This is a genomic window from Exiguobacterium sp. s128, from assembly GCF_018618815.1.
GTDB classification, from domain to species: domain Bacteria; phylum Bacillota; class Bacilli; order Exiguobacteriales; family Exiguobacteriaceae; genus Exiguobacterium_A; species Exiguobacterium_A antarcticum.
The window spans coordinates 41,502-67,028 of sequence record NZ_JACSMT010000007.1 but is presented as its reverse complement, the minus strand read 5'-3'; the positions used below and the strand labels follow the sequence as shown (position 1 = coordinate 67,028).

Here is a 25,527-nt window from a genome sequence, read left to right as displayed (position 1 = left end):
GAGGAACGATTAAACATCCGACGTATGAATCACTTTTGAGAAATCAGCAATCAGATTGCTAATCGGCTGGGGATGATGGAGATAATGCCCTTGGACGTATAACCGTTCTCCGAGTGCAACGATTTGCCGGAATTGCGAGACGGTCTCGACTTCCTGTATGACAAGCGCGATCTCAAGGGCCTGTGTCAATGCATAAACCGATTGCAACATGGACTGTTCGAGCTGGTTTTGTGCCAATCTTCTCGTGAAGATTGGATCAAGTTTGACCGATTGGACCGGCAACCGTAACAATGAGTTAAGTGACGCATAGTGGCTCCCAAAATGATCGACACTTAATCGATATCCTGCTTGGCGTAGGCTTTCTAAACGTTCGATCGCCGTCCGTTTCCCCGTTTGGAGTACTTCTTCCCGAATCTCAAGGACAATCCGGTCTCGTTTGAACGTGTCTTGACCAGCAAATTGTAAGAGTTCAGCAATCATCGAATCCGACTGGAACTGACTCGCTGACAGATTAACGGAAATCATCACGGGTCGTCCCAGCTCGGTTTCCAATCGCAGACTATCTGAAATGGCCTGGCAGACCGTAAAACGTCCGATCTGACCGAATTTCCCCATTCGCTCTGCAATCGGAATGAAATCTGTCGGACTGACGAATCCTAGGATGGGATGATTCCAACGGAGTAACGCTTCGGCTGCAACCGTCTGTCCGAGTTTCGCATTCAGGATCCGTTGGTAATACAACTCGAACTGCCCCCGCTCTAACGCATGGCTCAGTTCTTGTTCGAGGACATGATTAAACGGGTGTTGTTCGAGATCTCGCTGCTGATCGACAAATAAAATGCCCGCTTTGCCATCGAGCTTGACCTGTTGCATCAATGCTTCTGCCGCATAGACCTGGTTCTGCCGGTTCATATGGTCGCCCGTCAACAGACTGACCCCGGACGATGCCGTCAAGTGAATCGGTTCGTCGGCCAGATGCACGATCGGCCGCTCAATCGATTCGATGATGGATTGCGCGAATTTTTTGCCTTGATCGGCAAACGCCATTTGTTCGAGTGGCGCCAAGATGATGAATTCATTTCCGTCCATCCGGCCGACGACATGCTCTGGGATCGGAACATGCTTGAGACGAGACGCGATTTCCTGCAAGACACGATTTCCGACCCGGTACCCGTACGTGGCATTTATCGCATGAAAGTTATCGAGATTCAGGACCATCAAAAAGGCAGGATGGTTCGTCACACTGGAAATCAACCGATTCATATACCGTTCATTGTACACATCCGTCAACGCATCCTTGATGACATACGTCTCGACACTGATCGATTTACTGATGATGTCTGCATAACTTTCAATCAGTTTCAAATCCGCTGAATCGAATTCATACGGTCGATCATCAAACGCACACAACGTCCCGATTTTTTCATTGTCAGCATTTTTGATCGCGACGCCTAAAAAACTACCCGTTCCAAGGTTCTGTGTGACCGGATGATTGACCGTCTGCGGATTTGCCAACAAATCATTGATTTGAATCTTCCCGTCCGTTTCATCGATGACAAGCTTACAGAGCACATGCTGAAAGACATGTGTCGTCCCTTCTTCAATCAACTCTTTGTCATGGTTGATCGCCTTGACGACGAAATTACTGTTCAAATCATTGAGCGCAAAAAACAGCGTGTTGACTCCGATTTTTTCACTCAACTTTCCTAAAATCTCTTCGACAAGCGGGTGTAATGCTTCATATCGCATTTGTGAATTATCCAATGCCGCTTCCTCCTTTCTCGATTATTCAGCGATCGTCTCAATCGAAAACTGAACCGTAAATACACTCCCGTGCCCTTCTTCCGATTGAACGGTGATAGTCCCGCCGTGATCCATGACGATCATTTGACAGATCGCCAAACCAAGACCTGTCCCGCCAATCTTCCGTGTATCGGAGTTATCCGCCCGGTAAAATTTATCAAAAATGAACGGCAGTGCTTTTTCAGGAATGCCGATTCCTTCATCTTCAACCATCAGAGAAATGAATTGGTCCTTCACTTGCCCATGAATTTTAATGGTCCCGCCATCCGGTGAATACTTAATGGCATTCATGATCAAGTTCGTAAAGAGCTGTTTCATTTTTTCTTCACTTGCCGTCATCCGGTAATCCCCTTCTTCAAATGAAACGCGAATCCGATGCAGATGACTCGCGAGATCAAACATCGGCTTCATGTCAAAGATCAATCTTTTCAGATCGAGGCGTCTTTTGACCGTTCCTTGCGACACATCTTCACCCTTTTGAATTTCCAGGATATCATCGATCAATTCCGCGAGACGGACCGTTTCCGAATGGATCGTCTCTAAATACTTTTTCTGACGCGGTCCATCTAACGTCCGGCGCATCAACAATTCTGTAAATCCCATGATGGACGAGAGCGGTGTCCGCAACTCATGCGACACGATCGAAACGAACTCGGACTGTTTTAAGTCCAATTCTTTTTCTTTCGTGACGTCCCGTAAGACAAGCATCATGCCCCATTCGACATTGGCGATCGCAATCCGCTCGGCATAGGCACTGAGCAACAAGTTGCCCCGAAACGCCGACAATTCAATCGTTTCACCTGGTATGTCCCCATTCATCAGTTGACCGATGTAGTCATGAAGCGCATCCGGCTGATCGACGTGTTCAAATAAAGACGTCGCCCGTTCATAGGCATGTCGAAACCCTTGTGCCTGACTGACCAGCTTCGGCGGGAACATGTTCAATAACGCCTGGTTGGCATAAATCTGTTCGCCACTGCTTTCAATATATAAAACGGCTTCCCGAATCGAATCGAGCAGCTGATAGGTCTTGATTTTTTCGTGTTCCATCTGATGAAACAATAAATGCCGTTCGAGTGTCATCCCAAGTTTACGGGACAAGTCGAGAATGTCACCGACCTGTTCCAAATTAAACTGTTCAAAGGGATGTTTCAAATAAATCACACCGACGACCCCCCCGTTGCTAGGTGACTGGACGGGAATCGCGGATTCATACACCCCTTCTGTCAAGGGCAACTGGACAGACTTCCGCATGACGAAGGCCCGGCGTAAGACTGAATACTGATCCAAATCTTTTTCGATCAATTCAATGTCTTCGACACCTTGCGTCACGAGATGACTCAACTGTTCACGACGGTACAACAAGATGGCACCGGCCTCTAAATCAACGAATTTAAGCAGCTTGACCAGTAACGTCTCACAGGCTGATTCGACATTTTGTGTCGCCAACGCTTCCATGATTTCGTTACGGTGCTTCAATTTATGTTCGACTTCTGCCAAGTTTTGTGTCAGCTGACCAATTTTTTGTTGATCCGTCGTTTTCAGCTCATACGCTGGAAAAGGACTGGTCTTCAAGCGATAAGGGCGGACCTTTTTTTCCGGACGATACCGTACGATTTTCTTCAATGCGCCTCTTCCTCCCAATTCGTAAATAGTTGTCTAAAATTATAACATGGGACGCAGTTTTTTCGTCGCATCTCACCTTGTTACGCCTTAAGAAATCGAGCTTGCATCCGCTAACAAACGGACAAAGGACTGCTCAAACGCCAGATCTTCCTGACGAGTCCGCTTCTTTGGTCCCTTTGTTCGTCCGCCCGCACGTCGAATTTCTTGTCCGACATGCCGTGTATGTAACAGAAAATCAATGTTCTCGTTCGTGAAGATCCGCCCATTCTGATCGATTGCGCGCCCTTTCCGTGCCAGTGACAATGCTGCAAGACCGTAATCTTGAGTCACGACGATATCGCCTGGAGCCATTCGATTAACGATGGCAAAATCGACGGCATCCGCCCCTTGACCAATCGTAATCGTCGTCGCGCCTTCTCGGCTAAATTGGTGTGCGGTATCACAAACTAAAAAAACCTCATACCCTGTACTCAGACGAATCGTCAGATCGACGACCGGACATCCGTCTGCATCAATCCATATTCTCACGTCTCATGTCACTCCTTATTTCCCAACACTTTCTTTTAGTGTCCGTGACGAAAGGAATTACTGTCAAGTGAATCGTTCGAAGTTGACCGTAATTCCTTTAGAACAGACAATAGGTAGGAAAGGATGTGCCAACTTGAAACCTGCCACGTTTAAATCATTTTTATCGCTACTCAAAAAAAGTGAACCACCTGTCGGCCTATTGTCTGCTGCCGTGACAGTCTCGATCATTCAAGCGCTTGCCGCCCTGATGATTCCCTGGTTCTTAAAATCGTTGATTGATAATTTTTCCGTCGACCGGATCACACCGGGATTGATTACCTTGTTCGTGCTCGTTTTCGTCATCCAGATGGTCAGCAATGCGTTTTCGATCTACTGGCTCCAGGTAGCGGGACAACGAATCGTCGCTAATTTACGGATAATGTTGTGGAAACACTTGCTAAGTTTACCCATTCCGTTCTACGACGAAACGAAGTCCGGTGAACTCGTCTCCCGTCTCAACAATGATGCGACGACCTTACAACAATTATTATCGGAACAACTCGTCCGTCTGTTGACGTCAATCGTCTCGATCGTCGGTGCAATCACGATTTTATTTTTCCTCGACTGGCAGATGACGCTCGTCATGGTGATTGCCGTCCCGTTTACGTTACTGATCATCATTCCGCTCGTCCGGAAACTGCATCAAATTTCCCGCGAGACTCAGAAAGAACTGGCCGGCTTGTCCGGATTTTTCGCGGAGATGTTAGGTGAAGTCCGCTTGATCAAATCGCAAGCGACGGAACAATACGAGATGGATCGGGGCCGGACTCGGATCGAGCATCTGTTTGGTTTTGGTGTCAAGGAAGGGAAAGTCCAAGCCATCTTGTTACCTGTCTTTAATGTCGCCCTGACCTCGATGTTGATCGTCATCATCAGCTTTGGCGCCTACCGCGTCTCGACCAATCAGATTACGGCCGGTGAGCTCGTCGCCTTTTCATTGTATCTGTTCCAAATCATGTCTCCTCTCATCATGATGACGGAGTTCATCTCTAAATTACAAAAAGCACGTGGCGCGACAGAACGGATTTCCGAACTCCTGGAAGAACAGCCGGAACACGACGGGACACGACACGTCGAACGACCATTTTCAGCTGTTCATTTTAATCAATTGTCCTTTGGTTATGATGACACCACCTTGCTGCATGACGTCAGCTTTTCCTTGCCACGTGGTCAAACGACGGCAATCGTCGGTCCGAGTGGTTCCGGGAAATCGACCTTATTCGCCTTACTCGAACGTTTTTATCTGCCGACGTCTGGTCAGATCGAACTGGGACCACATGCAATCGACCAGTTCGAGCTCGCGAGCTGGCGTAATGCGATCGGCTATGTCGCCCAAGATTCTCCTGTCTTGTCCGGGACGATTCGTGACAACCTGTTGTATGGATTAACGGGGGATGTCACGGAACAACAAATCCGGGAAGCGGCTGAAATGGCCAATGCTGACGAATTCATCCGCTCGTTCGCGAACGGATACGAAACGGAAATCGGTGAACGGGGTGTCAAACTATCCGGTGGACAACGGCAACGGATCGCGATCGCCCGTGCGTTGCTCCGTGATCCCGAATTGTTATTACTCGATGAAGCGACATCGAGTCTTGACTCGGAATCGGAACGGGTCGTCCAGGAAGCCCTCGAACGTTTGATGGAAGGAAGGACGACATTCGTCATCGCCCATCGTCTCGCAACGGTCCGTCACGCCGATCAAATCGTTGTTCTTGAACAAGGACGGGTCTCCGGCATCGGGACGCATGACTCTCTCGTCGAGTCGAATGTCTTGTATAATAAACTCGTAACGCAACAATTCATCGGGCAAACCGAAACAACAAGGGGGAGTAAGTGATGACAAAAACAATCGGCTTCATCGGATTAGGTGTCATGGGTCAAGGCATGGTTCGTAACTTATTAAAAGCCGGTTTTTCCGTCAAAGGGTATAACCGGACCAAGGAAAAAGGATTACCACTTGAGCAGGACGGTGCTGTCATCGTCGATACGATTCAGGAAGCCGTAACAAATGTCGACGTCGTCATCTCGATCGTCGGGTATCCGCAAGATGTCGAACAGATTTATTTCGCTGAGGACGGCATCCTGGCATCGGCGAAACCGGGAACGATCGTGATTGATATGACGACATCAAGCCCGGCGCTTGCGATTCAGATTGCGGAGAAAGCGGCAGAAAAAGGACTTTCCGCCCTTGACGCACCGGTCACAGGCGGGGATCTCGGTGCAAAAAACGGGACACTCGCGATTCTCGTCGGTGGCGAAGAAGCAGCCTTCGATACGGTCAAACCATTGTTCGAGGCGATGGGCACATCGATTGCCCGCTTTGGTGGTCCGGGACAAGGTCAGTCGGCTAAACTCGCCAATCAGATCGCGATTGCGGGATCGATGATCGGAACGGCTGAAATGCTGTTGTTCGTCACAAAATCCGGGATCAATCCGACGCAGTTCGTTGCGACGATCAAAAGTGGATCGGCCGGCAGCTGGTCGCTTGAAAATCTGATACCGCGTGTCATTGCGGAAAATTATTCGCCTGGTTTCTTCGTCAAACACTTCATCAAAGATATGAATTTAGCGCTCGAACGCGCCGATGAGATGGGCATCTCGACACCGGGCCTTGCACTCGTCAAGAAATTGTATGAGGAACTGGCAGCATCCGGTCACGCGGAATCCGGTACACAAGCCCTCTACTTGTTACTAAAAGAAAAAACACCGTCACGTTAAGCGACGGCACGACAAAACGAGTCTGACCTACCCAGTGATGGGAGGTCAGACTCGTTTTTTACGCTGAACGTGTCGCTGTCTGTTGTTCTTTTTTCAATTGTTCATAAAAATGTGCCATCGTCGTATCGAAATACGGTGTCAACAGGACAACTCCGACGGTACTGAGTAAGGCGAGGATGCCCCAGATGATGAAGCTGAGGTACAGCTTCACGAGACGCCACTTATGACCATACATCATCCGTCGGCTTTCCCCAAGGACCTGGAAAAACGACAGATCCGGTCGGTCGACCAATAAAAACGGAACCAATCGGTACATCAAATAGAAATAGATCGCTGGAACAACCAAAAAGGAGCCGAGGTAGACGAGCAAGGTGACCATCGTATAGGCAGCCATCACCTTCAGGTAAAAACGGACGGACGCAAAGCCCTCGAATAACGTGCCGATGCCTGCTGTCTCACCGCGGACGAGACGTAGATAGGAAATCGTCCGTCCAACCGTGACGGGCGCGAGTACGATCGTCACGACGATGTTCAAGGCGACGAAGCGAAGCATACTGTCGAGATTGTCCTGATCAAACGACATCCGGCTGGCTGCCAGGGCAAAGATCAAGAAATAAACGATCGAGATGCTGAGCGCTGTCAGCCACTTCCCTTTTAGCGTCGCAAGTGCAGCTTGTTTGTACTGTAGATTTGTCATGATGAACTCCTTTACCTTTCAACTTTCCTGTTATAGTTTACCGTAGTCTGTCTTGAAAAAATAGCAATCCCTGTCTCGATTCCTTCAAGATGTGTCGATTTTTGGACAGCTGGCTCTAATAAGACTTTGTTCTCTCCGTAAGCATTTCTTGTCGGAAATGAGAGCAGCTAAATACCTATCAAAATGAAATAATGAATCCAATCGTTATTTTCACAAAAAATAGGGAGACGGATTTGAAAGTCCGCCTCCCTACATTCGTTTCGAAGAAATGATTCGCTTCATGAGACTCCTACAGGAAAAAGCGCATTTTTTGCGCTGTCAGAGACAAACAAGACCCGCTTCCCTGACCATAAGGGCAGGGAAACTGGCTTGTGTCTCGCCTGAGGAAAGCGAGTGAAAAGCAGAATGATTTCTTCCTCAAACCCTAAAGCTAAAGCTCTTTTTAACGCGCAAGCAGCTGTTTCAGAGCAGCGACTTTATCAGGATCAACTTGACCGTCGACGAGAACAGCGGATCCAACATGTAACTCGGTTGCATTGGTTGCTTTAAGTAATTCTTCCGCCCGCTCAACCGTGATGCCGGAACCCGGCAAGACGATCAAGTCGGGGTGTTGCTCAATCAACTGGGCGATGACGGCTTGACCTTCCAGTGCCGTCGCGTGTCCGCCTGACGTTAAGATCCGGTCGACTTCTGGAAAATCAGCCAATACTTCAGCTGCTTCCACGATGTCACGACTGCTGTCGATTGCCCGGTGGAACGTCAGCGACAAATCGCCCTTATGTTTGATGATTCGTCCAAGGAATCCTTCGTCAACACGTCCGTCTGCCGTCAATGAACCGACGACGATTCCGGCTGCTCCGAGTTCCCGAATCAAATCAATGTCCGTGATGATCGTTTCCTGATCGGCTTTCGAATAAACAAACGATTTGCTGTGCGGTCGCACGAGGACGTGGACCGGAATCTCGACCGAAGACAAGACTTGCCGGATCAATCCGTAACTCGGCGTCAATCCGCCTTCTGATAAGGCCGAGACGAGTTCAAGCCGGTCGGCTCCCGCCCGCTCGGCGGCTGTTGCTTCTTCTACTGTGGCTGCAATGATTTCTAACATGATACATCCCTCCCACCCTAGTGTATCATGAGACGACGGTCCAATTCACCCGTTCATTAAACAGCTTCATCTCCCAAGACGGCGGATAGGTCGACGGACTGAGAACGATTTTAGCGCGGCGGAATTCCGCGACTTTATATTTCCGGTTGCCCTCGAATTCGTCACACGCTAAAAAGGCATAGACATCCTTCGTCCGACCAATGATGGCTTTTTGAATCAATGACGACTCGATGTCATCGCTGACGAATCCCCGTTCGATTTCGGCTCCGTCGAACGTCAAAAAAGACGCGTCAAACGCGTAGGCGTCAAGCGCCTGCAAAACTTCGACCCCAACCGTCTGTCCATATGAATCGACGGTTCCGCCGAGTAATCGAATCTCGCCGTGGAACGGTCCCGTTTCCCGGCACTGTTCGAGATGACTGGCGATCGACAGCGAATTCGTGACAATCGTTGCGCTGCCGCTCAAATACGGTAACAGATGTTCGACCGGCTCCCCTTTGCCTAAAAAGATACAGGAGTAGTCCGCAAGCCAGCCTTTCGCATACCGCGCCAGCCGGCGGGACAATTGATCGGTCCGTCTTGAAACCGGCGACTCTTGTTTGCCCCCTTGATAGATCGCTCCCCCGTAGACCCGTTTCAGTTGCCGTTCCCGCTCGAGTTCCTCGAGATAACGCCGGACAGTCTCCCCGGAGACATCCAGGCGGTCAATCAAATCCTTCGTCATGACTTTTCCTTCTTCTTCAAGCCATTGCATGATTTGTGATTTTCGTTCCTCTCCTAATAACGACACATGAACTACTCCCTTCACAGACAAGTACTACTTCTAGTGTAGCGAACGTCTGTAAAGGTCTTGTAAATCCGGTGTAAAAAAACGTGTAATTCCTATGAAATGTTGTTGTATTCGTTTATTTTTCAGAAAGAGTGGCTTTCAAAAGTCGTCGGCTGTCCGAAATAGCTAAAAAAGTCGGTGGATCCCCTCACTTCCTGACAGGAAGGAGGACATCCACCGACTCGAATCAATCGATTTCTTTTTTATCTTTTGCGAACATGTTAATCTTCGATTCCGTCCCTTGACGGATCCGACTGATGTTTTCGCGGTGTTTAAAGATGACGAACAGCGCAAGGACCGTAAAGAACGTTGGCACGATCCAGTCCTGCTCGACGATGCCGATCGTGATGGCGGCGACAATCCCGATGCTTGCGGCGACGATCGAGCTGAGTGACACCATCCGACTGAATCGTAACGTCGTCAAAAACGAAATCAACAAGATGAGAAACAGAATCGGACTCGAAACGAGTAACATTCCGCCAGACGTCGCGACGGCCTTCCCTCCCTTGAACTTCGCGAAAATTGGATAGATGTGACCGATGACCGCCGCTAGTCCGGCAAACAAGGGATGTAATTCTGATCCAAGTAGAATTGGTACGAGACTGGCTACTGCGCCCTTACCGAGATCACCAATCAGGACGATGATCCCCGCCTTTTTTCCAAGCACCCGAAACGTATTCGTCGTGCCCAGATTCCCACTGCCATGCTGGCGGATATCCATGCCGTGTCCCCATTTTCCGACAAGCAGGGCAAACGGAATCGATCCGAGCAAATAGCCTAAAATTAAAATCCCGATGATTTCAATCATGGTCAACCTCCAACGTATTAGTGACCGACCTTCATATATTCTTCAAGAGTCTGTCCATTATTTTTAATTTGTGTGGCTGGACCAACACCGACGTAACGAATATGCCACGGCTCATACGTGTAACCCGTCCGTGACTGGAAGCCGCGGTCATATCGAACGATGAATCCATATTTCGCTGCGTTGTCCGCAATCCATTTTCCTTCTTTTGTATCGCCAAGCGCTGCCGTCAAACCATTCCCGACACTTGGAGCAGAGATATCAAAGACAAGTCCGGTTTGGTGTTCACTGTGACCAGGACGGGCCGAATACTGATCCGCCGCTTCTTTTCCGTCACGGGCGACATAGTTGTTGTAGAGAACCGTTTGTCGTGCCCCTGAACGGAAACCACTGACGGCATTAAGTGTGACGCCGTCTGCTTTTGCTGCTGCGAACATTTTTTCCATTTTTTTTGCTGCTGGTGCCCGCATGTAGCTTTGTTCTAAGACTCCTGAATAGGAAAAGCTGACGTCCGGCACGACTAGATCCGACGGTTTATAGTCGATCGGTAAGCTGTACTTTTTATTGACGACGACTAACTCGCCGAGGGACAGATTGGCTTTTGTATCCGATTTGTCGACGTCTGGTGTCTCAGATTCCGGTTTCGATGGTTTCGCCGGTTCCGGATCCTGTACAGAATCGGTTTTTCCGTCATCTTTCTTCTCTTCTTTTGTATCATCTGTTTTTTCTTCTGTTGCCGACTCATCCTTCTTATCTTCAGCGGCTTTTTCTTCAGCTGCCTTTTTGTCGGCTGCTGCTTTATCTTCGGCTGCTTTTTGGTCAGCGGCTGCTTGTTCTTCTGCTTTTTTCTCCGCTGCGGCTTTTGCCTCGGCTTCTTTTTTGGCTTCAGCAGCTTCTTTTTCTTTCGCTACCTCGGCATCACTTTTTTCATTATCTTGTGCGACCTTTTCATCTGCGTTTTGATTCGCCTGTTCATCTGTTTTTGTGTCTTTTTCCGCTTCCTGATCCCCAGGATTACAACCTGCAAGGAGGAGCGCCAATGTACTGACTGCTACGATTTTTTTCATTTTTAATTCCCCACTTCCTTGGTGCTATTCTATGTTACCTCTAATCGGGCAATTAGAAAAGCCCTCACGCAAGAAATCCTGCTGAGGGCTGAGACTTAATTGGAGACGAGCACGGCATCTTCGGCACGGACTTGTTCATAGATCGCATGCCAGTTTGGAAAGACTTTCGGCAGACGAATTGGTCGGAAGTTCTCTTTTTTCACGACGACGTGCGTCGTCTTGGCCGAAACGGCCAGTTGCCCCTCAGCATTCTTCACTTCGTATCCGTAAATCGTCCGCAAGCCGTCATAATGATCGATCCAGACGGAGACGTGTGCGACATCACCGTATGTCAACGACCGTTTATAATCGAGGTTGACGTTCGTGACCGGGGAGACGTACCCCGTTTCTTCCATTTCCTTGTAGTCGAGCCCCAGTGACTTGATCAGTTCCGTCCGCGCAATCTCGAGATAGACGAGATAATTGGAATGGTAGACGATTCCCATCATATCGGTTTCTGCGTAACGGACTGGTATTTCAATTGTGTGCATGCAGCTTCCCCCTTAAAAATCCTCTTTTTCAAGATAGGACCATTCTGAACCGGTTAAGCTAAGTTTGTCAATTAATCGGACGGATTGTTTAGCGATGGCCCGCTCGACGATCGTGATCGCTGCCCGGGCATTTCCGTTCGGGACCGTCTCGATCGCTTGTTCGAGTGTCTGCTTCGCATCTTCCGTCAAACGGTACCCGTAATCCGCCGCATAGTTGACGATGATCTCGATCAACTCACCTTTTTCATAGTTCGGAAAATGGAACTCACGTTTAAAACGCGACTTCAGTCCTGGGTTACTGGCGAGTAAAGACTGCATCGGCTGCTCGTAACCGGCAAGGACGACGACGAGATTATCGGCATGTTTCGTCATCTCATCGACGAGCGTATCAATCGCTTCCTTGCCAAAGTCGTTTGCCCCACCGTTCAGCGCATACGCTTCGTCGATGAACAGGACACCACCAAGGGCATCACGGATGACATCCCGTGTTTGCTGCGCCGTCTGACCGACGTAGCCCGAGACGAGATCCGCCCGACTGACGACTTTCAAGTGCCCCCGCTTCAAGTAACCGCATTGGCGGAGAACGTCGGCATAAAGCGCCGCGACCGTCGTCTTACCGGTGCCGCTGTTTCCGCTGAAGACAGTATGCAGTTCGACCGGTAAGACCTTAAATCCTGCCTCCTGCCGGCGTTTTTGCATCGACAACAACGCTTGGATCTGTTTGATTTCGGCTTTTAACGGGTGAAGACCCACCAATCGTTCCAGTCGTTCCTCGACGGTATTATCGTCTGATGCAACAAGTTCGAAATCGCTTTGTTCGAGCAAGGCAAAGTCCTCATGACTGGCACTTTCCCCGAGGCTCGCACCTTTTTTAAAGATCGCGTCAAGAACGATATTCCGGACGGCACGCCCGTTTCCGAAACTGGCATCGACCCGTTCGCGTTCAAGTCGGGCGAGCAACGCCCGTTCGGCTTGTTCCGTCAAGACATAATCGTTTGCCGTCGCAATCGAGCGTCCGATCTCAAGCAGTTCTGCATCGGTATAGTCGGCGAGCAGATAATGGTTCGATTCCGGGAATCGGCTCCGGAGACCGGGATTCGCCTTTAGAAAATCACGCATCTCCTCCGGGTACCCGGCGAGGACGACGGCGAACCGTCCTGCATACTCCCCACTCGTCATCGCTGCGACGAGCGTATCGATCGCCGCCTGCCCGTAATCGTTGCCGCTTTGTCCGGCCCGCTTCAAGGCATACGCTTCATCGATGAACAGGACACCTCCGACCGCTTCCCGGACTTTACTCATGACCTGTTCTTCCGTCTGTCCGACGAAGGCGCCGACGAGCGACGAGCGATCCGTCTCGACGACTTCCGGTCGTTCAAGTAAACCTAACTCATGATAGATTTTTGCCATCAACCGGGCGAGCGTCGTCTTGCCGGTCCCGGGATTTCCCATGAAAATCATATGCAGGGACGGTTGGTCACTCGACCGGTAACCGTCTGCCGTCCGTTTTTGCTGGTACTTCAAAAAACGGTACATTTGATGGACACGCAGCTTGATGTCCTCGAGCCCGATCATCGCATCCAGTTCCTCAAGCGCCGACCGTTCGACCTGTTTGATTTCAGCCGGCAACAACGAGACGACCCGCCGTAAGTCCTGGATTGCCGTCGCCTTCAGTTCCGTCATCTCCCGGAATGCATCCCGCGAATAAAATCGTTCCTGCAGGCTGTTGAGAAACTCGGTTGCCGTCTGCTCAAGCGTCGCACTCGACAACAACAACGCTTTCCCCGCTTCAAATAGTTCCGACCAGCGACTGGCGTCTATCCGCCGCAGGCGTTCCGTCAACTCGACGACCTGTTCCGTTTCATGAAGAATCTGATCCGTCTGTTGAATCAGCTCCGTCGTCGCCGAACGTTTGGCATTGGCATTGTCGGTCTCGCGAATCGTTGGGAAGGTATGTGCGACCAGTAATTGATAACTTGTCTGCAATTGTTGTTCGATCAGCAATTGTTCCAGCCGTTCCGGCAAGCGGTCGTGTTGCCGGATTTCCTGCATCCAACTTTCGGCTAACGCATCGATGCGTCCCGTCATGATATACCGGTGTTCGACGAGCAACGCTAAAATGCGGACCAACGCCTCTGTTTCTTGTAAGAGCCGGCTGCTTTGGGCATAACGTAGTGCGAGGACTTCTTCGACCTTCGCTCCATCTTCCCATGCGGCAATCTGTTTGAACATCTCCTCTTTTGAGAACGTCTCCATCTTGAGTTGATTCCTCCTACTTCTCGAAAAAACCGACTTTGCGCGTCACGGTGTGACGCGCAAGTCGGTTTGTCCTCAATTGACTTTTAACCAGTTCGGATCGAATGTATCCAGTGTCTCGAGTTTTTTCATCTTGACGGAATAAAACAGCTTTCCGTTGTTACGCGACTCGGCGCCAAGTACTTTTGACCGGTCGGACGCAACATAGTACGTTGCTTCTTCCGAATTGTCTTCCTTGTCGAAGAACGACGGGTATTGTTTGATCCATTCTTTTGGTACCGTGCTTGCCGGCTCTTTTTTGACGTAGACGTCTGCTGCGAGCCCTGCGATATCGGCTTCCCCTTCGACTTGACCGAAGTCGCCGTCTTCGATGAACTTGATGATCTGTTCATTAAAACCACGCGAGAGGAACGGACGCGGTGCACTGACGCTTTTCGAAGCCTTGGTTTCGTTCAGCAATTTTCCATCCGCATTGTATTCACGGAACATGTCACCGTCCCAGATCGCCATCGTCCCTTTCGAGGGACCGTCGATGACTTCTGTCCGGAAGTGACCTTTGTCGTCAAATACAACTTCATACGTCCGTGTTTCAAGCGCATCTTCCGTCGTCGACAATTTCTTTTCGACATACTGGATGCGTGACATCGTATAAAACGGCTTGACCGGTTTGGTCTTATCTTCGTTTGCGGTCTGTGTCTTATTCAGGAGATAAAAATTATAGGCAAGGAGTATCGCCATTGCCACGATTGCGACTGCAATCCATGTGCTCGTTCGTTTCGTCATGCCATGTACACCATCCTAGATTTGTCTCGTTTCATGTTAATCGTATCGGTTTTAGGCTTAGAATACAAAGGGTTTGTCCAAGATTCCTGCATTTCTGAAGAAATGCGTCAGACTTTTGAACAATTGATTCCGTTTCGCTCAGGGAATACAAGCGGCAGCAGACTCGTCAAGCAAACGACCGATAGCCAACTCAAAAATGGACTCCCGTTCATCCGGCAGTCCATCTTCGTTTAATCGGTTTTTGGTTCAAGCGAGACGATCATCGATTCATCGACGAGGTAATACGTTTGATGAGGCAACTCACGTAAATACCCTTGTTCAAATAACTTCGCACAATCGACTTGAAACGTCTTCGAATACGGTTTGAGCGGTAACTTGCGTTCTTTGTCGAAATAACGGTCGACCGCGACTTGGACATGATCCATCTCATAGACCGTCAAGCGGTCTTTTGCCTCCATGATCGCAAACGTCTCACGTGACATATAAAAAACTTGTGTCGAACGGACACCGAGATGTGGTGCCAGCCGTGTCATGTCGATCCGTTGTTCGTCGTCGAGTAGAATCGTCCGGTTCGTCCCTTTCGGTAACGTCAATTCAAATTTGTGTGTCGCCCGTTTGACTTCATCGAGCGTGACATCGCGAACAGGCAATTCCGGTTCTTCTTTTGGTTGAAACCATTTCTTAAAGCGGTTCACGGCCTCGCCCCTTTCTGCATCAAAAAAGGTGGGGTTACCCCCACCTCAAACGTTAATGTAAACGGTTTAGTTTTGCAAGCGTTCGCGGAGAACCATCGGTAAGATTCCGCCGTGACGGTAGTAGTCGATATCGACTTCTGAATCAAAACGAGCAATCGCTTCGAACTTCGTGACTTTTCCGTCTGCAGCTGTCGCTGTGACTTCGACGACGTCACGTGGACGAACCGACTCGTCGATCGCGATACTGATTGCTTCTTCACCTGTCAGTCCAAGCGAGTCAGCCGATGTGCCAGCTACGTATTGGAGTGGCAGGACACCCATCATGACGAGGTTCGAACGGTGAATCCGCTCAAAGCTCTCGGCGATGACGGCTTTGACGCCAAGCAGGTTTGTTCCTTTTGCTGCCCAGTCACGTGATGAACCCATCCCGTAATCTTTACCAGCAAGGATGACAAGACCTGTGCCATCTTCTTTATACTTCATCGCAGCGTCGTACATCGCCATCGTTTCGCCTGTTGGCCAGTACGTCGTGAAACCGCCTTCTGTCCCTGGAGCGACCTGGTTGCGAATGCGGATGTTTGCGAATGTTCCGCGCATCATGATTTCGTGGTTACCACGGCGTGAACCGTATGAGTTGAAGTCTTTTGGTGCGACACCTTTGCTGACAAGGTATTGTCCGGCTGGTGTTGTTTTCGAGAACGAACCGGCTGGTGAGATGTGGTCCGTCGTGACCGAATCCGCAAACTTACCAAAGACACGGAGGTCGTTCAATGCTTCGACATGACCCGCTTCTTTCGCCAAGTTCTCGAAGAACGGCGGATTTTGGATGTATGTCGACTCTGCATCGAAGTCATACTGATCGCCTGTCGGCACGTCAAGGTTGTTCCAACGTTCGTTTCCTGAGAAGACCGAATCGTACTCCGCACGGAAACTTTCCGGCGTGACGACGGTGTTGATGATCGTTTGGATTTCGTCACGTGACGGCCAGATGTCCGCGAAGAAGACTTCTTGTCCGTCTTTGCCTGTTCCGAGTGACGCGTTCGTGATGTCGACATCCACTGTTCCGGCAATCGCATAGGCGACGACGAGTGGTGGTGATGCCAAGTAGTTCGCTTTGACGAGCGGGTGCACCCGTCCTTCGAAATTCCGGTTTCCTGAGAGGACAGACGAGACGAGCAGGTCTGATCCGAGGATCGCGTTTTCGACGGCAAGGTCAAGCGGGCCTGAGTTTCCGATACATGTCGTACATCCGTAACCGACTGTGTTGAAGCCGAGTTGATCGAGGTACGGTTGAAGACCTGATTTCTCAAGGTAATCCGTTACGACTTTTGATCCCGGTGCAAGTGATGTCTTGACGTATTTCGGAACCGTCAATCCAAGTTCGATTGCTTTTTTCGCAACGAGTCCGGCACCGATCATGACGTAAGGGTTCGAAGTATTCGTACAGCTCGTGATCGCTGCGATCGCGAGGTCTCCCGTACGCATCTCAACCGCTTCGTCTTTAAATTGAACGACAGCGACTTTACTTGCTTCTTCTTCCGCAAGACCAAAACCGGCGTTTCCTTGTGGTGCCGTCAATGCTTTTTGGAACGACGTGTGCACGTCCGTCAAATCAATCCGGTCTTGTGGACGTTTTGGTCCGGCAAGTGCAGGAACGATCGTCGACAGATCAAGTTCAACCGTCTTCGTGAACGTCGGATCTTCGTTTTGCGGCGTGTAGAACAAGCCGTTTGCTTTTGAGTAGTTCTCAACTTTTTCGATCAAGGCTTCATCGCGGCCTGTCAGACGGAGGTACGTCAACGTTTCCGTATCAACCGGGAAGAATCCGCATGTCGCGCCGTATTCAGGTGCCATGTTGGCGATTGTCGCGCGGTCAGACAGTGACATCAGATGAAGTGATGGTCCGAAGAACTCAACGAATTTACCGACAACGTTGTGTTGACGCAACATTTCCGTTACGCGAAGGGCAACGTCCGTCGCTGTTGTTCCAGGGTGCATTTCACCTGTGATGCGGACACCGATGACTTCAGGAACCGGGAAAAATGACGGTTGTCCGAGCATACCGGCTTCCGCTTCGATTCCGCCGACACCCCAACCAAGGACACCAAGTCCGTTGATCATCGTCGTGTGGGAATCCGTTCCGACGAGTGTATCCGGATAGACGTCAACCGAACCGTCAGCTGTTTCTTTTTCAAGAACGACAGATGCCAAGTACTCGAGGTTGACCTGGTGGACGATTCCTGTTGCAGGCGGGACAGCACGGTAGTTATCGAATGCTGTTGTGGCCCAGCGTAACAATTTGTAACGCTCTTCGTTCCGTTCGAACTCGAGGTCCATGTTTTCAGCGAGTGCGCCGGCGAATCCGTAAGCATCGACTTGAACCGAGTGGTCAACAACGAGATCAACCGGAACTTCCGGGTTGATGACAGATGGATCGCCACCGAGGTCTTGCATCGCTTTACGAAGTGATGCGAGATCGACGACAGTCGGTACGCCTGTGAAATCCTGCAAGATGACGCGTGACGGCTTGAACGGCACATCGATATCATTCGATACTTGGGCAGTTCCCCATTTCGCCAAGTTTTCGACATGCTCTTGTGTGATCGAACGACCGTCTTGTTGACGAAGGACGGATTCAAGCAGCACACGGATGGAATACGGAAGGCGTTTGACTTCCGTCAGACCGAGTTCTTCCAATTTCTCAATGCTGTAATAGTTGTAATTTTTACCGTTTGCTTCAAACGAACGGCGTGCACCAAAGACGTCTTGCGTTGGTTGCGTTTGCTTCATGCTGATTCCCCCTTTAAGTGTTGACGACATCAAGCCCCTGATACCGCTTACTTGTACAGCTCTATCATAGTATAATATGAGCCCCGTTACAATTTGAAAGAACAAAAGACCTCCAATAAGTTTTTCTTATCACCTAATTGAGAAACTATATCAATCATATGCTTACACGGATCAACGGTTCCTAGTTTTTAATGGTTCTGTTACGGGTAGTAGTAAATTGTAGAACGACATCAGAACTTTCTGGAGGCGGAAATTATGGCACAATATAAAAATGAGGCAACACACGTCGTTACGACGATCGTTTTCAACGATCTGGAAAAAGCAAAAACCGGTTTTGAGATGATCAAGGACCTCGAAGCGATCAAAGAGATTGAAATGGAACAGATGGTCCTCGCCGAACGCAATGAGACGGACGGCTTCTCGTTCATCGATGCAATCGACTTTACGCAACAGGATCAATCGTTCAAAGGTTCCATGATTGGGATGGCAGTCGGAGTTGTCGGTGGACCGTTCGGCATGCTCGTCGGTTCCGTCGCCGGTTATCTGATCGGCGCGAACCGTGACGAAAAAAACGAACGCGATTCGTTTGATTTGTTTAACCGCACACTCAACCAGATCAATCCCGACCACTACGGCGTCATCATCATCAGCGAGGTCAACGAGGATTCGGAAGCGATCAACGCGATTGCCGCTGAACTCGGAGCGACCGTGCGCCGGACCGGTGAAACGTTTACGGATGAGACGGTTTAATTAAAAAATATTATTGCTTCGTCCCCGTTTTTCGGGGGCGTTTTTGATGTCGATAGTTTTAGTAGAGACTTATTCATTTTACTTGTGATAATACCTAATTATCACAAGTAAAATGAATAAAGTTAACAAATCAGGAAAATGAAACGATAGTAACTATTGGATATAAAAATAATGAACACTACGAAACGAGGAATCACATAACCATGAAATTATTACCACCGAAGCCCTTTTATTACGAAGGCGGCGAAAGAGCTGTTCTGCTCTTGCATTCTTTCACGAGCAATCCGAATGACATGAAAAAGCTTGGCAGCTATTTGCAACAAAATCAGTATTCTTGCTACGCTCCAACACTGAGTGGACATGGACTGCCGACGGAAGACCTTTTGTCGCACGGACCAGCCGACTGGTGGCAGGATGCTCTCAACGGTTATCAACTGTTGAAAGACAAGGGATACGAACGTATAGCGGTCGTCGGACTATCCCTCGGCGGTGTACTTGCCCTAAAAATGGGACAGGAGTCGCAGGTGAACGGTATCGTCACTATGTCCGTGCCCATGTACAAGGAAGCAGCCGTTCTAAAAGAACGAATAATTTATTATGCCCGGCGGTATAAACAACTCGAAGGGAAAAAGGACCAGCAGATTGCCTCTGAAATGGCTGAACTTGATCACCTCCCCTTCGATTCATTAACCGACTTTGAACAAATCATTAACCGGACGAGAGACCAGTTGGCACGCGTCGTCTCTCCTATTTGCGTCCTGTACGGGGAATTGGATGATCCCTCGTACAAGACGAGTGCCGAAACGATTTTCCAAAGCGTAACCTCGGATCAAAAAACGATTAAAGGTTTTGCGCATTCGAAACACTTGATGACGTTAGGAAAAGATATGAACGCAATTAATCAAGACATTCTTGCGTTTTTAAATAAACTGAAATGGTGATGTATTAATCCCCTTTAAAGGCAGTCCGCATTCAACGGGCTGTCTCTTTTCATACTGCTGTATGAATCTAGGCTCCTGCAATCAGAAACCAATCAAAACCATTGACGCCATAAAAAACAGATGGTATATTTATCTCGAATTAAAGATATATGAATTAAAGATAAAAAGAGGTGAACGAAATGGAACAGCCGAATCCGAACTTAAAAGCACTGACAGTCATGGTCCGCGCAGTCGATGCGCTTCATGAAGTCATCAAACAGGATGTTGCGAAGTCCGGACTAAATCCGACAGATTTTTCCGTACTCGAATTGCTGTATCATAAAGGAAGGCAGCCAATTCAACTAATCGGAAAAAAAGTATTGATCACAAGCGGCAGCATCACCTATGTCATCGATAAGCTCGAAAAAAAGAACTACGTCGTTCGCAAAGCCTGTCCGGAGGATCGGCGTGTGACATTTGCGGAACTCACCACAGACGGTCAAACTTTAATGGATACGATTTTTCCGGAACATGAACAAGCCATTAATCAGGTTTTCCAAGGGATTGATCAGGCGGAAATCGAATTGTTCATTAAGACTGCTAAAAAAATAGGCTACCAAGCCCAAAACAATTAAATTTTTTTACCTATATATCTCGAATTCGAGATAATGATGATTAAGGGAGCGATCTACATGAATGAATTAAAAGGAATCCATCACGTAACAGCCATCACGAGCAGCGCCGAGAAAAATTATGCGTTCTTCACCAACGTCTTAGGCATGCGTTTAGTCAAGAAAACGGTGAATCAGGATGATATTCAGACCTATCATTTATTCTTCGCTGACGATAAAGGATCAGCCGGTACCGATATGACGTTCTTTGACTTCCCGGGCATTCCAAAAAGAATACACGGAACAAATGAAATCTACAAAACCGCTTTCCGCGTGCCGACGGATGAAGCACTTGACTACTGGATCAAACGGTTTGACAAATATGACGTCAAACATCGCGGCATCAAAGAACAATTCGGGAAGAAAACCCTCTCGTTCGTCGATTTCGATGACCAGCAGTACATGCTGATTTCAGACGAGCATAATGAAGGCATTGCATCCGGCATTCCATGGCAAAACGGTCCGGTCCCATTAGAATTCGCGATCACCGGTTTAGGTCCGATCCATATCCGGATTGCCGAATTTGACCGGTTAAAAGAAGTGTTGGAAAAAGCGATGTTGATGCGAGAGATCGATCAGGCAGGATCCCTGCATCTGTTTGAAATGGGTCAAGGCGGGAATGGTGCGCAAGTCATCGTTGAGCATAACCTCCTCCTTCCAAGTGGACAGCAAGGATTTGGTACCGTTCACCATGTTGCGTTCCGAGTCGAAGATACGGCCGCTTTAAATGAATGGATCAGCCGCATGCAGAACTTACGATTCAATACATCCGGCTACGTCGATCGTTTCTTCTTCGAATCCTTATATGCCCGTGTCGCCCAAGGTATCCTGTTCGAATGGGCAACAGATGGTCCTGGTTTCATGGGAGATGAGCCGTATGAAACGGTCGGAGAGAAATTATCATTGCCACCGTTCTTAGAATCACAACGTCAACAAATCGAACAAATGGTCCGTCCGATTGATACCGTCCGAAGCACGCGGACAATCGAAAAAGAATATTTATAATCCGGAGGAATTAACTTGAGTCTATTCAGTAAATTATTTGGTTCAAAAGAAACACCACAACAAGAGGAGGAAACGAACATGACAAAATTGAACATTGGGATTATCTTAGGATCAACACGTGAAGGTCGCTTAAGCCCGCAGGTCGGGAACTGGGTCAAAGAAATCGCGGACAAACGTGTGGACGCCAACTATACGATCATTGACATCGCAGACTACAAATTGCCGTTGCTCGGCGAAAAAGACGGCGATGCATCCGGTGCAGCTGCCTGGTCTGAAGCGATCGCCGCTCAAGATGGATTTGTTTTCATCACACAGGAATACAACCACTCGATTTCCGCTTCCTTAAAAAATGCCCTCGATTACCTTCGTGTTGAGTGGAATAACAAAGCAGCCGGAATCGTCTCGTACGGTTCAGTCGGCGGCGCACGCGCAGCAGAACATTTACGCGGGATTTTAGGCGAATTGTTGATTGCAGACGTCCGCGTCCACCCTGCCCTCTCCTTATTCACTGATTTTGAGAATGGGGCGGTGTTAAAAGCAGCACCGGTTCAAGCAGACTCCGTTAACCAAATGCTCGACCAGGTCATTCCTTGGGCCGGTGCTTTAAAAACGATCCGCTGATTATTCCATTCCCCTTAAAAAATGTTTGAAATAGAGATTAAAAATGAGAGAACTCCTTCATTCGGGAGTTCTCTCATTGGTTTTATTCTTTATCTTCCGTCCACGTATCAACATACGAAACGACGTACTCTTTTTTCATTCGACTGTACTTCGTTTCGAAGTAATAGAGGACATTCTCTTTCTGATTCAAAACGGAATACGAATACGTCTTGTACGCTTTTGGAAAAACAGGCTGTTTTTTACCAGCTTGCTTTCCGACTTTTGAATAGTCGATATACGCGACTCTCTCATGTTTCCCGATCCCTGTTCCCGTCAGCACGTCATCCAACTGCTTTTTCGTCATGCCTTTTTTAATTTTTTGATTATTGTAGACACGTGTTGAATTCACAACGGATGAATCAAACCAGTGTTTTTCGACAAGCTTTAACTGCTTGCTGTGCTCTTTCGACTTAAATACGAGCAACATCCGGACGGTTTGGAACGTCACTTCATCCGGGTCATCCGATTCATTCGGCACCTTTGGATTCGGGTACAGATAAAACTCATACTTCAAATATTTTAGTTTCTCATCCTTATCGTACTTATTGGAATCGTATACCTCTCCACTGCATAAAAGATTTACTTTCACCTCATCTTCTGAGCGGTCACACAGATGTTTTTTGTAGCTTTTGCCATACATAACTTCCGCAACACTGGTCATCGAGGCGTTCAATTTTAGCTTTTTAAAGATGTCGTGCTGCGTTTCTTTTTTAGTTTTTGCCACGGCTTCGTTTGGCGGATAACTCGTCAACATCAGACCTAATGAGGCGGACAAAACAACCAGTGACTTAATGACGTTTTTCATGTTAACAACCTCCTTCAACAACGTTAATCAACCGAAAGTAAATCATTGAACTGAATGATGTTGCTGCCCTTTTTCGCATAGTATTCAATCATTTCCGGAAGTTTCTTTTTATCGTAACTCGTGATGCCGTCCGTAATCACCGTCACGTCGTAATCCAGTTTACGTAAGTTGAAACAAGTCGATTTGACACAAGCTGTCGCGTCTCCACCGGTCAGATAAAAATCGGTGATGTTATTTTGCTCAATGAATGCCGCAAACGCTTCGCTCGTTAAGGCATTCCCCTTATATTTTGTGAATACATGATCTGACACGATGTTCAAATCAGGTGCTAACTCGGCACCACGTGTCCCGGTTTTAAACGTTCTTGTCCCGGCTGATAAATTTTCGTGTCGGATGTAGACCACATGCATGTCCTGTCCAACTGCCCAATCGATTGACTGATTGATCGTACCGATGACTTCTTTGTAGTTTTTTGTCATGTCGTTTTGAATATCAATGACGACTAGGGCTTTCTTTTGCATGTAAACTCCTCCTGAATTAATGAACGGATTTTTTAGTTTTGATGATGTTTTGCTTCCGATTCGGATCGGATAACGTACACTTGAGGTAAGAAGCAAATTCAAGGAGGCATGCCCCGTGAAAGAAAAATACTATTTTGACGTCTTTCCTGAACTGACGAGCGAACGGCTCCTCTTAAGAGAAATCCGGTTAAGTGAAGCGAACCACATGATTGAGATTACGGTCTATGATGGTCACCAGGCACAGAACAGCCGGGATGTCATCCGGATTTTGAGTCAGATTGCCCTTGATTACCTCAACGGGGACGGCATTACGTGGGGACTGTATTTAAAGTCGACCGGCGAATTTATCGGGAACTGCTGTTTTTGCAGAGGCTATCAAAATAACATCGCCGAAATTGGGTATGTATTAAAACCGGACTTTCGGGGTTACGGCTATATGACAGAAGCCGTCCAAACAGTTACCCGGTTCGGACTGCAGGACATGAAGGTCACACAAGTTTGCGCCTATACCGAGCTTGATAATCACGCCTCGCAATCCGTACTTCTAAAAGCTGGATTCGTAAAGAGTACGCATGACGAAGACACGTATAAGTTCATTTCTCCCTGACTCCCTTTGTGAAAGCAAACACCTTGCAACCTTCTGATTCATTTCCAATCAAAAGGTTGCATTTTGGTATGTCTACTTTTTTAAAAAAGTTAACTCCGGCTTCCGCCAATCACTTCGCTTTAAAATTATAGAGCGGCTTGATGACTTTGAGTAATTCGACCGTATCCATTGTGTTCAGGATGATTTCCTCCATCGGCTTATAGACGAACGGTGACTCATCACGCGTCGATTCGACGACCGAACTCGACCAGACGTCCTGCATCGTCGCTTCAAACTCTTTGAGGTCAACGGATTTAAAGGCTTTCGAACGGGACATGATCCGTCCTGCCCCGTGTGGTGCCGAATAGTTCCAGTCCGGATTGCCTTTTCCTTTGACGATCAGTGAACCGTCCCGCATGTTCATCGGAATGATGGCGACTTCACCGGCTTGCGCTGAAATCGCACCTTTCCGGAGAATCATCTGCTCGAGATCAATGTAGTTATGGATCGTATCGAACTGTTCCGTGACCGACCAGCCCATCGCTTCAACAATGACGTCCGTCATCGCTTGACGGTTTAATGCCGCGTAGCGTTGGGCGATTTTCAGATCATGTAAGTAGTTGTCCATATCGGAACCGGACACGTACGCTAAATCTTTATTCGTTTCATTGAATTGACTCTTCAACTCGACCAAAGTCGATTGGATGTCTTGTTCACGTCCCTGTTCTTTCAGCGATGCGACGATTACCTCCGTATCGACGGTGAATTGCGACGCTTCCGCTAATTTTTGATAATGTTCGGCAATCGTTTTTCCGAGGTTCCGGCTGCCGGAATGAATCACGAGGTAGAGATTGTCTTCCTCGTCTGTATTCAATTCAATGAAATGATTGCCGCCGCCTAACGTACCGATCGACAATCGGGCCCGCGTTTCGTTGAATGGTGCCAACACTTGGTCAAACGGAATCTGTTCCGACAACCGGTGCGGCTGATTGCGGACGGACATGCCGCTCGGAACCAGTGCCTGAATCGCAGCATCCAATTTCTCATAATCGACGCCGGCTGTTCCTTCACGGTTGATTTGTGTACATAACATCCCACAGCCGATGTCGACACCAACGAGATTCGGAACCACCTTATCGTGAATCCGCATCGTCGTTCCGATGACCGAGCCCTTGCCCGCATGACAATCGGGCATGATTCGGACATTGCCGTCGACAGCAATGTTTTCGTTCAGCATCCCCGTCACTTGTTCAATCGTCATGTCATCGACGTTGTGGGTAAAAATCTTCGCTTCGCCGTATTTTCCGCGAATCGTCTTCATTTCATCCTCCC

24 protein-coding genes are annotated in these 25,527 nt (G+C 48.5%); 8 read left to right on the top strand and 16 right to left on the bottom strand.

What is annotated here, in order from left to right:
• Positions 1 to 9: 9 nt before the first annotated feature.
• The 3 genes from KNQ13_RS04840 to KNQ13_RS04830 form a co-directional block, all read right to left on the bottom strand.
• Positions 10 to 1,764 carry a sensor domain-containing protein gene (locus KNQ13_RS04840; protein ID WP_236624424.1) on the bottom strand — a complete coding sequence of 585 codons (1,755 nt, stop codon included), beginning with the start codon at positions 1,762 to 1,764 and terminating at the stop codon, positions 10 to 12.
• A 21-nt stretch (positions 1,765 to 1,785) separates the two neighbouring features.
• Positions 1,786 to 3,429 carry a sensor histidine kinase gene (locus KNQ13_RS04835; protein ID WP_236624423.1) on the bottom strand — a complete coding sequence of 548 codons (1,644 nt, stop codon included), beginning with the start codon at positions 3,427 to 3,429 and terminating at the stop codon, positions 1,786 to 1,788.
• Between the two features lie 87 nt (positions 3,430 to 3,516).
• Positions 3,517 to 3,957: a YaiI/YqxD family protein gene (locus KNQ13_RS04830; protein ID WP_014970121.1), complete on the bottom strand. Its 441-nt coding sequence runs from the start codon at positions 3,955 to 3,957 to the stop codon at positions 3,517 to 3,519.
• Positions 3,958 to 4,090: 133 nt separating this feature from the next.
• Between KNQ13_RS04830 and KNQ13_RS04825 the strand changes: the two genes are divergently transcribed.
• Together KNQ13_RS04825 and KNQ13_RS04820 are read left to right on the top strand one after the other, a co-directional pair.
• A complete protein-coding gene (locus tag KNQ13_RS04825; protein ID WP_026831188.1) occupies positions 4,091 to 5,836 on the top strand; it encodes an ABC transporter ATP-binding protein in 1,746 nt (581 codons plus the stop codon).
• Positions 5,836 to 6,717 carry an NAD(P)-dependent oxidoreductase gene (locus KNQ13_RS04820; protein ID WP_026831187.1) on the top strand — a complete coding sequence of 294 codons (882 nt, stop codon included), beginning with the start codon at positions 5,836 to 5,838 and terminating at the stop codon, positions 6,715 to 6,717. The genes KNQ13_RS04825 and KNQ13_RS04820 overlap by 1 nt, the downstream gene beginning before the upstream one ends.
• A gap of 58 nt (positions 6,718 to 6,775) precedes the next feature.
• Here the strand turns inward: KNQ13_RS04820 and KNQ13_RS04815 are convergent, their stop codons facing one another.
• From KNQ13_RS04815 to acnA, 10 genes are all read right to left on the bottom strand, one after another.
• Complete coding sequence (locus tag KNQ13_RS04815) at positions 6,776 to 7,414, bottom strand: DUF975 family protein (protein WP_014970118.1); 639 nt, start codon at positions 7,412 to 7,414, stop codon at positions 6,776 to 6,778.
• Positions 7,415 to 7,856: 442 nt separating this feature from the next.
• Positions 7,857 to 8,522, bottom strand: a complete 666-nt coding sequence (locus KNQ13_RS04810) for a copper homeostasis protein CutC (RefSeq protein WP_034774571.1) — start codon at positions 8,520 to 8,522, stop codon at positions 7,857 to 7,859.
• 25 nt (positions 8,523 to 8,547) lie between these two features.
• Positions 8,548 to 9,312, bottom strand: a complete 765-nt coding sequence (locus tag KNQ13_RS04805; protein ID WP_026831185.1) for a DeoR/GlpR family DNA-binding transcription regulator — start codon at positions 9,310 to 9,312, stop codon at positions 8,548 to 8,550.
• 226 nt (positions 9,313 to 9,538) lie between these two features.
• Positions 9,539 to 10,159 (bottom strand): glycerol-3-phosphate 1-O-acyltransferase PlsY, encoded by a 621-nt coding sequence (plsY, locus tag KNQ13_RS04800; protein WP_014970115.1) that lies wholly within the window; start codon positions 10,157 to 10,159, stop codon positions 9,539 to 9,541.
• 17 nt (positions 10,160 to 10,176) lie between these two features.
• Positions 10,177 to 11,223: a M15 family metallopeptidase gene (locus KNQ13_RS04795; RefSeq protein WP_209548136.1), complete on the bottom strand. Its 1,047-nt coding sequence runs from the start codon at positions 11,221 to 11,223 to the stop codon at positions 10,177 to 10,179.
• A 95-nt stretch (positions 11,224 to 11,318) separates the two neighbouring features.
• Positions 11,319 to 11,753 carry an acyl-CoA thioesterase gene (locus KNQ13_RS04790; RefSeq protein WP_014970113.1) on the bottom strand — a complete coding sequence of 145 codons (435 nt, stop codon included), beginning with the start codon at positions 11,751 to 11,753 and terminating at the stop codon, positions 11,319 to 11,321.
• A 12-nt stretch (positions 11,754 to 11,765) separates the two neighbouring features.
• Positions 11,766 to 14,009, bottom strand: a complete 2,244-nt coding sequence (locus tag KNQ13_RS04785) for an AAA family ATPase (RefSeq protein WP_026831184.1) — start codon at positions 14,007 to 14,009, stop codon at positions 11,766 to 11,768.
• A gap of 75 nt (positions 14,010 to 14,084) precedes the next feature.
• Complete coding sequence (locus KNQ13_RS04780; protein ID WP_014970111.1) at positions 14,085 to 14,792, bottom strand: hypothetical protein; 708 nt, start codon at positions 14,790 to 14,792, stop codon at positions 14,085 to 14,087.
• A gap of 230 nt (positions 14,793 to 15,022) precedes the next feature.
• Positions 15,023 to 15,487 carry a DUF3939 domain-containing protein gene (locus KNQ13_RS04775; protein ID WP_026831182.1) on the bottom strand — a complete coding sequence of 155 codons (465 nt, stop codon included), beginning with the start codon at positions 15,485 to 15,487 and terminating at the stop codon, positions 15,023 to 15,025.
• Between the two features lie 66 nt (positions 15,488 to 15,553).
• Complete coding sequence (acnA, locus tag KNQ13_RS04770; protein WP_026831181.1) at positions 15,554 to 18,277, bottom strand: aconitate hydratase AcnA; 2,724 nt, start codon at positions 18,275 to 18,277, stop codon at positions 15,554 to 15,556.
• 255 nt (positions 18,278 to 18,532) lie between these two features.
• Between acnA and KNQ13_RS04765 the strand changes: the two genes are divergently transcribed.
• The 5 genes from KNQ13_RS04765 to KNQ13_RS04745 all read left to right on the top strand — a co-directional run bounded on the left by KNQ13_RS04765 (position 18,533) and on the right by KNQ13_RS04745 (position 22,244).
• Positions 18,533 to 19,027 carry a hypothetical protein gene (locus KNQ13_RS04765; protein WP_026831180.1) on the top strand — a complete coding sequence of 165 codons (495 nt, stop codon included), beginning with the start codon at positions 18,533 to 18,535 and terminating at the stop codon, positions 19,025 to 19,027.
• Positions 19,028 to 19,230: 203 nt separating this feature from the next.
• A complete protein-coding gene (locus KNQ13_RS04760; protein ID WP_026831179.1) occupies positions 19,231 to 19,968 on the top strand; it encodes an alpha/beta hydrolase in 738 nt (245 codons plus the stop codon).
• 179 nt (positions 19,969 to 20,147) lie between these two features.
• Positions 20,148 to 20,582, top strand: coding sequence for a MarR family winged helix-turn-helix transcriptional regulator (locus tag KNQ13_RS04755; protein WP_026831178.1), 435 nt, complete (start codon positions 20,148 to 20,150; stop codon positions 20,580 to 20,582).
• Between the two features lie 57 nt (positions 20,583 to 20,639).
• Positions 20,640 to 21,623 carry a ring-cleaving dioxygenase gene (locus tag KNQ13_RS04750; protein WP_026831177.1) on the top strand — a complete coding sequence of 328 codons (984 nt, stop codon included), beginning with the start codon at positions 20,640 to 20,642 and terminating at the stop codon, positions 21,621 to 21,623.
• Between the two features lie 78 nt (positions 21,624 to 21,701).
• On the top strand, positions 21,702 to 22,244 hold the full coding sequence (locus tag KNQ13_RS04745; RefSeq protein WP_026831176.1) for an NADPH-dependent FMN reductase: 543 nt from the start codon (positions 21,702 to 21,704) through the stop codon (positions 22,242 to 22,244).
• An 82-nt stretch (positions 22,245 to 22,326) separates the two neighbouring features.
• On the opposite strand, the gene KNQ13_RS04740 is transcribed toward KNQ13_RS04745, so the two are convergent.
• Both KNQ13_RS04740 and KNQ13_RS04735 read right to left on the bottom strand, forming a co-directional pair.
• Complete coding sequence (locus tag KNQ13_RS04740; RefSeq protein WP_209548138.1) at positions 22,327 to 23,088, bottom strand: hypothetical protein; 762 nt, start codon at positions 23,086 to 23,088, stop codon at positions 22,327 to 22,329.
• A 23-nt stretch (positions 23,089 to 23,111) separates the two neighbouring features.
• Positions 23,112 to 23,609, bottom strand: a complete 498-nt coding sequence (locus KNQ13_RS04735; protein WP_026831173.1) for a cysteine hydrolase family protein — start codon at positions 23,607 to 23,609, stop codon at positions 23,112 to 23,114.
• 115 nt (positions 23,610 to 23,724) lie between these two features.
• On the opposite strand from KNQ13_RS04735, the gene KNQ13_RS04730 reads away from it, so the two are divergent.
• Positions 23,725 to 24,216, top strand: a complete 492-nt coding sequence (locus KNQ13_RS04730; protein WP_026831172.1) for a GNAT family N-acetyltransferase — start codon at positions 23,725 to 23,727, stop codon at positions 24,214 to 24,216.
• A gap of 109 nt (positions 24,217 to 24,325) precedes the next feature.
• Here KNQ13_RS04730 and KNQ13_RS04725 read toward each other — a convergent pair whose 3' ends face one another.
• The gene (locus tag KNQ13_RS04725; RefSeq protein ID WP_026831171.1) at positions 24,326 to 25,516 is read right to left on the bottom strand and encodes an RNA-splicing ligase RtcB; all 1,191 of its coding nucleotides are present in this window, start codon (positions 25,514 to 25,516) and stop codon (positions 24,326 to 24,328) included.
• Between the last annotated feature and the right edge of the window lie 11 nt (positions 25,517 to 25,527).

Excerpts from the sequence above, each read along its gene's own strand:
- KNQ13_RS04820 (WP_026831187.1), top strand. The coding sequence starts at position 5,836 with ATGACAAAAACAATCGGCTTCATCGGATTAGGTGTCATGGGTCAAGGC.
- KNQ13_RS04815 (WP_014970118.1), bottom strand. The coding sequence starts at position 7,414 with ATGACAAATCTACAGTACAAACAAGCTGCACTTGCGACGCTAAAAGGG.
- KNQ13_RS04810 (WP_034774571.1), bottom strand. The coding sequence starts at position 8,522 with ATGTTAGAAATCATTGCAGCCACAGTAGAAGAAGCAACAGCCGCCGAG.
- plsY (WP_014970115.1), bottom strand. The coding sequence starts at position 10,159 with ATGATTGAAATCATCGGGATTTTAATTTTAGGCTATTTGCTCGGATCG.
- KNQ13_RS04795 (WP_209548136.1), bottom strand. The coding sequence starts at position 11,223 with ATGAAAAAAATCGTAGCAGTCAGTACATTGGCGCTCCTCCTTGCAGGT.
- KNQ13_RS04790 (WP_014970113.1), bottom strand. The coding sequence starts at position 11,753 with ATGCACACAATTGAAATACCAGTCCGTTACGCAGAAACCGATATGATG.
- KNQ13_RS04785 (WP_026831184.1), bottom strand. The coding sequence starts at position 14,009 with ATGGAGACGTTCTCAAAAGAGGAGATGTTCAAACAGATTGCCGCATGG.
- KNQ13_RS04780 (WP_014970111.1), bottom strand. The coding sequence starts at position 14,792 with ATGACGAAACGAACGAGCACATGGATTGCAGTCGCAATCGTGGCAATG.
- acnA (WP_026831181.1), bottom strand. The coding sequence starts at position 18,277 with ATGAAGCAAACGCAACCAACGCAAGACGTCTTTGGTGCACGCCGTTCG.
- KNQ13_RS04765 (WP_026831180.1), top strand. The coding sequence starts at position 18,533 with ATGGCACAATATAAAAATGAGGCAACACACGTCGTTACGACGATCGTT.
- KNQ13_RS04760 (WP_026831179.1), top strand. The coding sequence starts at position 19,231 with ATGAAATTATTACCACCGAAGCCCTTTTATTACGAAGGCGGCGAAAGA.
- KNQ13_RS04755 (WP_026831178.1), top strand. The coding sequence starts at position 20,148 with ATGGAACAGCCGAATCCGAACTTAAAAGCACTGACAGTCATGGTCCGC.
- KNQ13_RS04750 (WP_026831177.1), top strand. The coding sequence starts at position 20,640 with ATGAATGAATTAAAAGGAATCCATCACGTAACAGCCATCACGAGCAGC.
- KNQ13_RS04745 (WP_026831176.1), top strand. The coding sequence starts at position 21,702 with ATGACAAAATTGAACATTGGGATTATCTTAGGATCAACACGTGAAGGT.
- KNQ13_RS04740 (WP_209548138.1), bottom strand. The coding sequence starts at position 23,088 with ATGAAAAACGTCATTAAGTCACTGGTTGTTTTGTCCGCCTCATTAGGT.
- KNQ13_RS04735 (WP_026831173.1), bottom strand. The coding sequence starts at position 23,609 with ATGCAAAAGAAAGCCCTAGTCGTCATTGATATTCAAAACGACATGACA.
- KNQ13_RS04725 (WP_026831171.1), bottom strand. The coding sequence starts at position 25,516 with ATGAAGACGATTCGCGGAAAATACGGCGAAGCGAAGATTTTTACCCAC.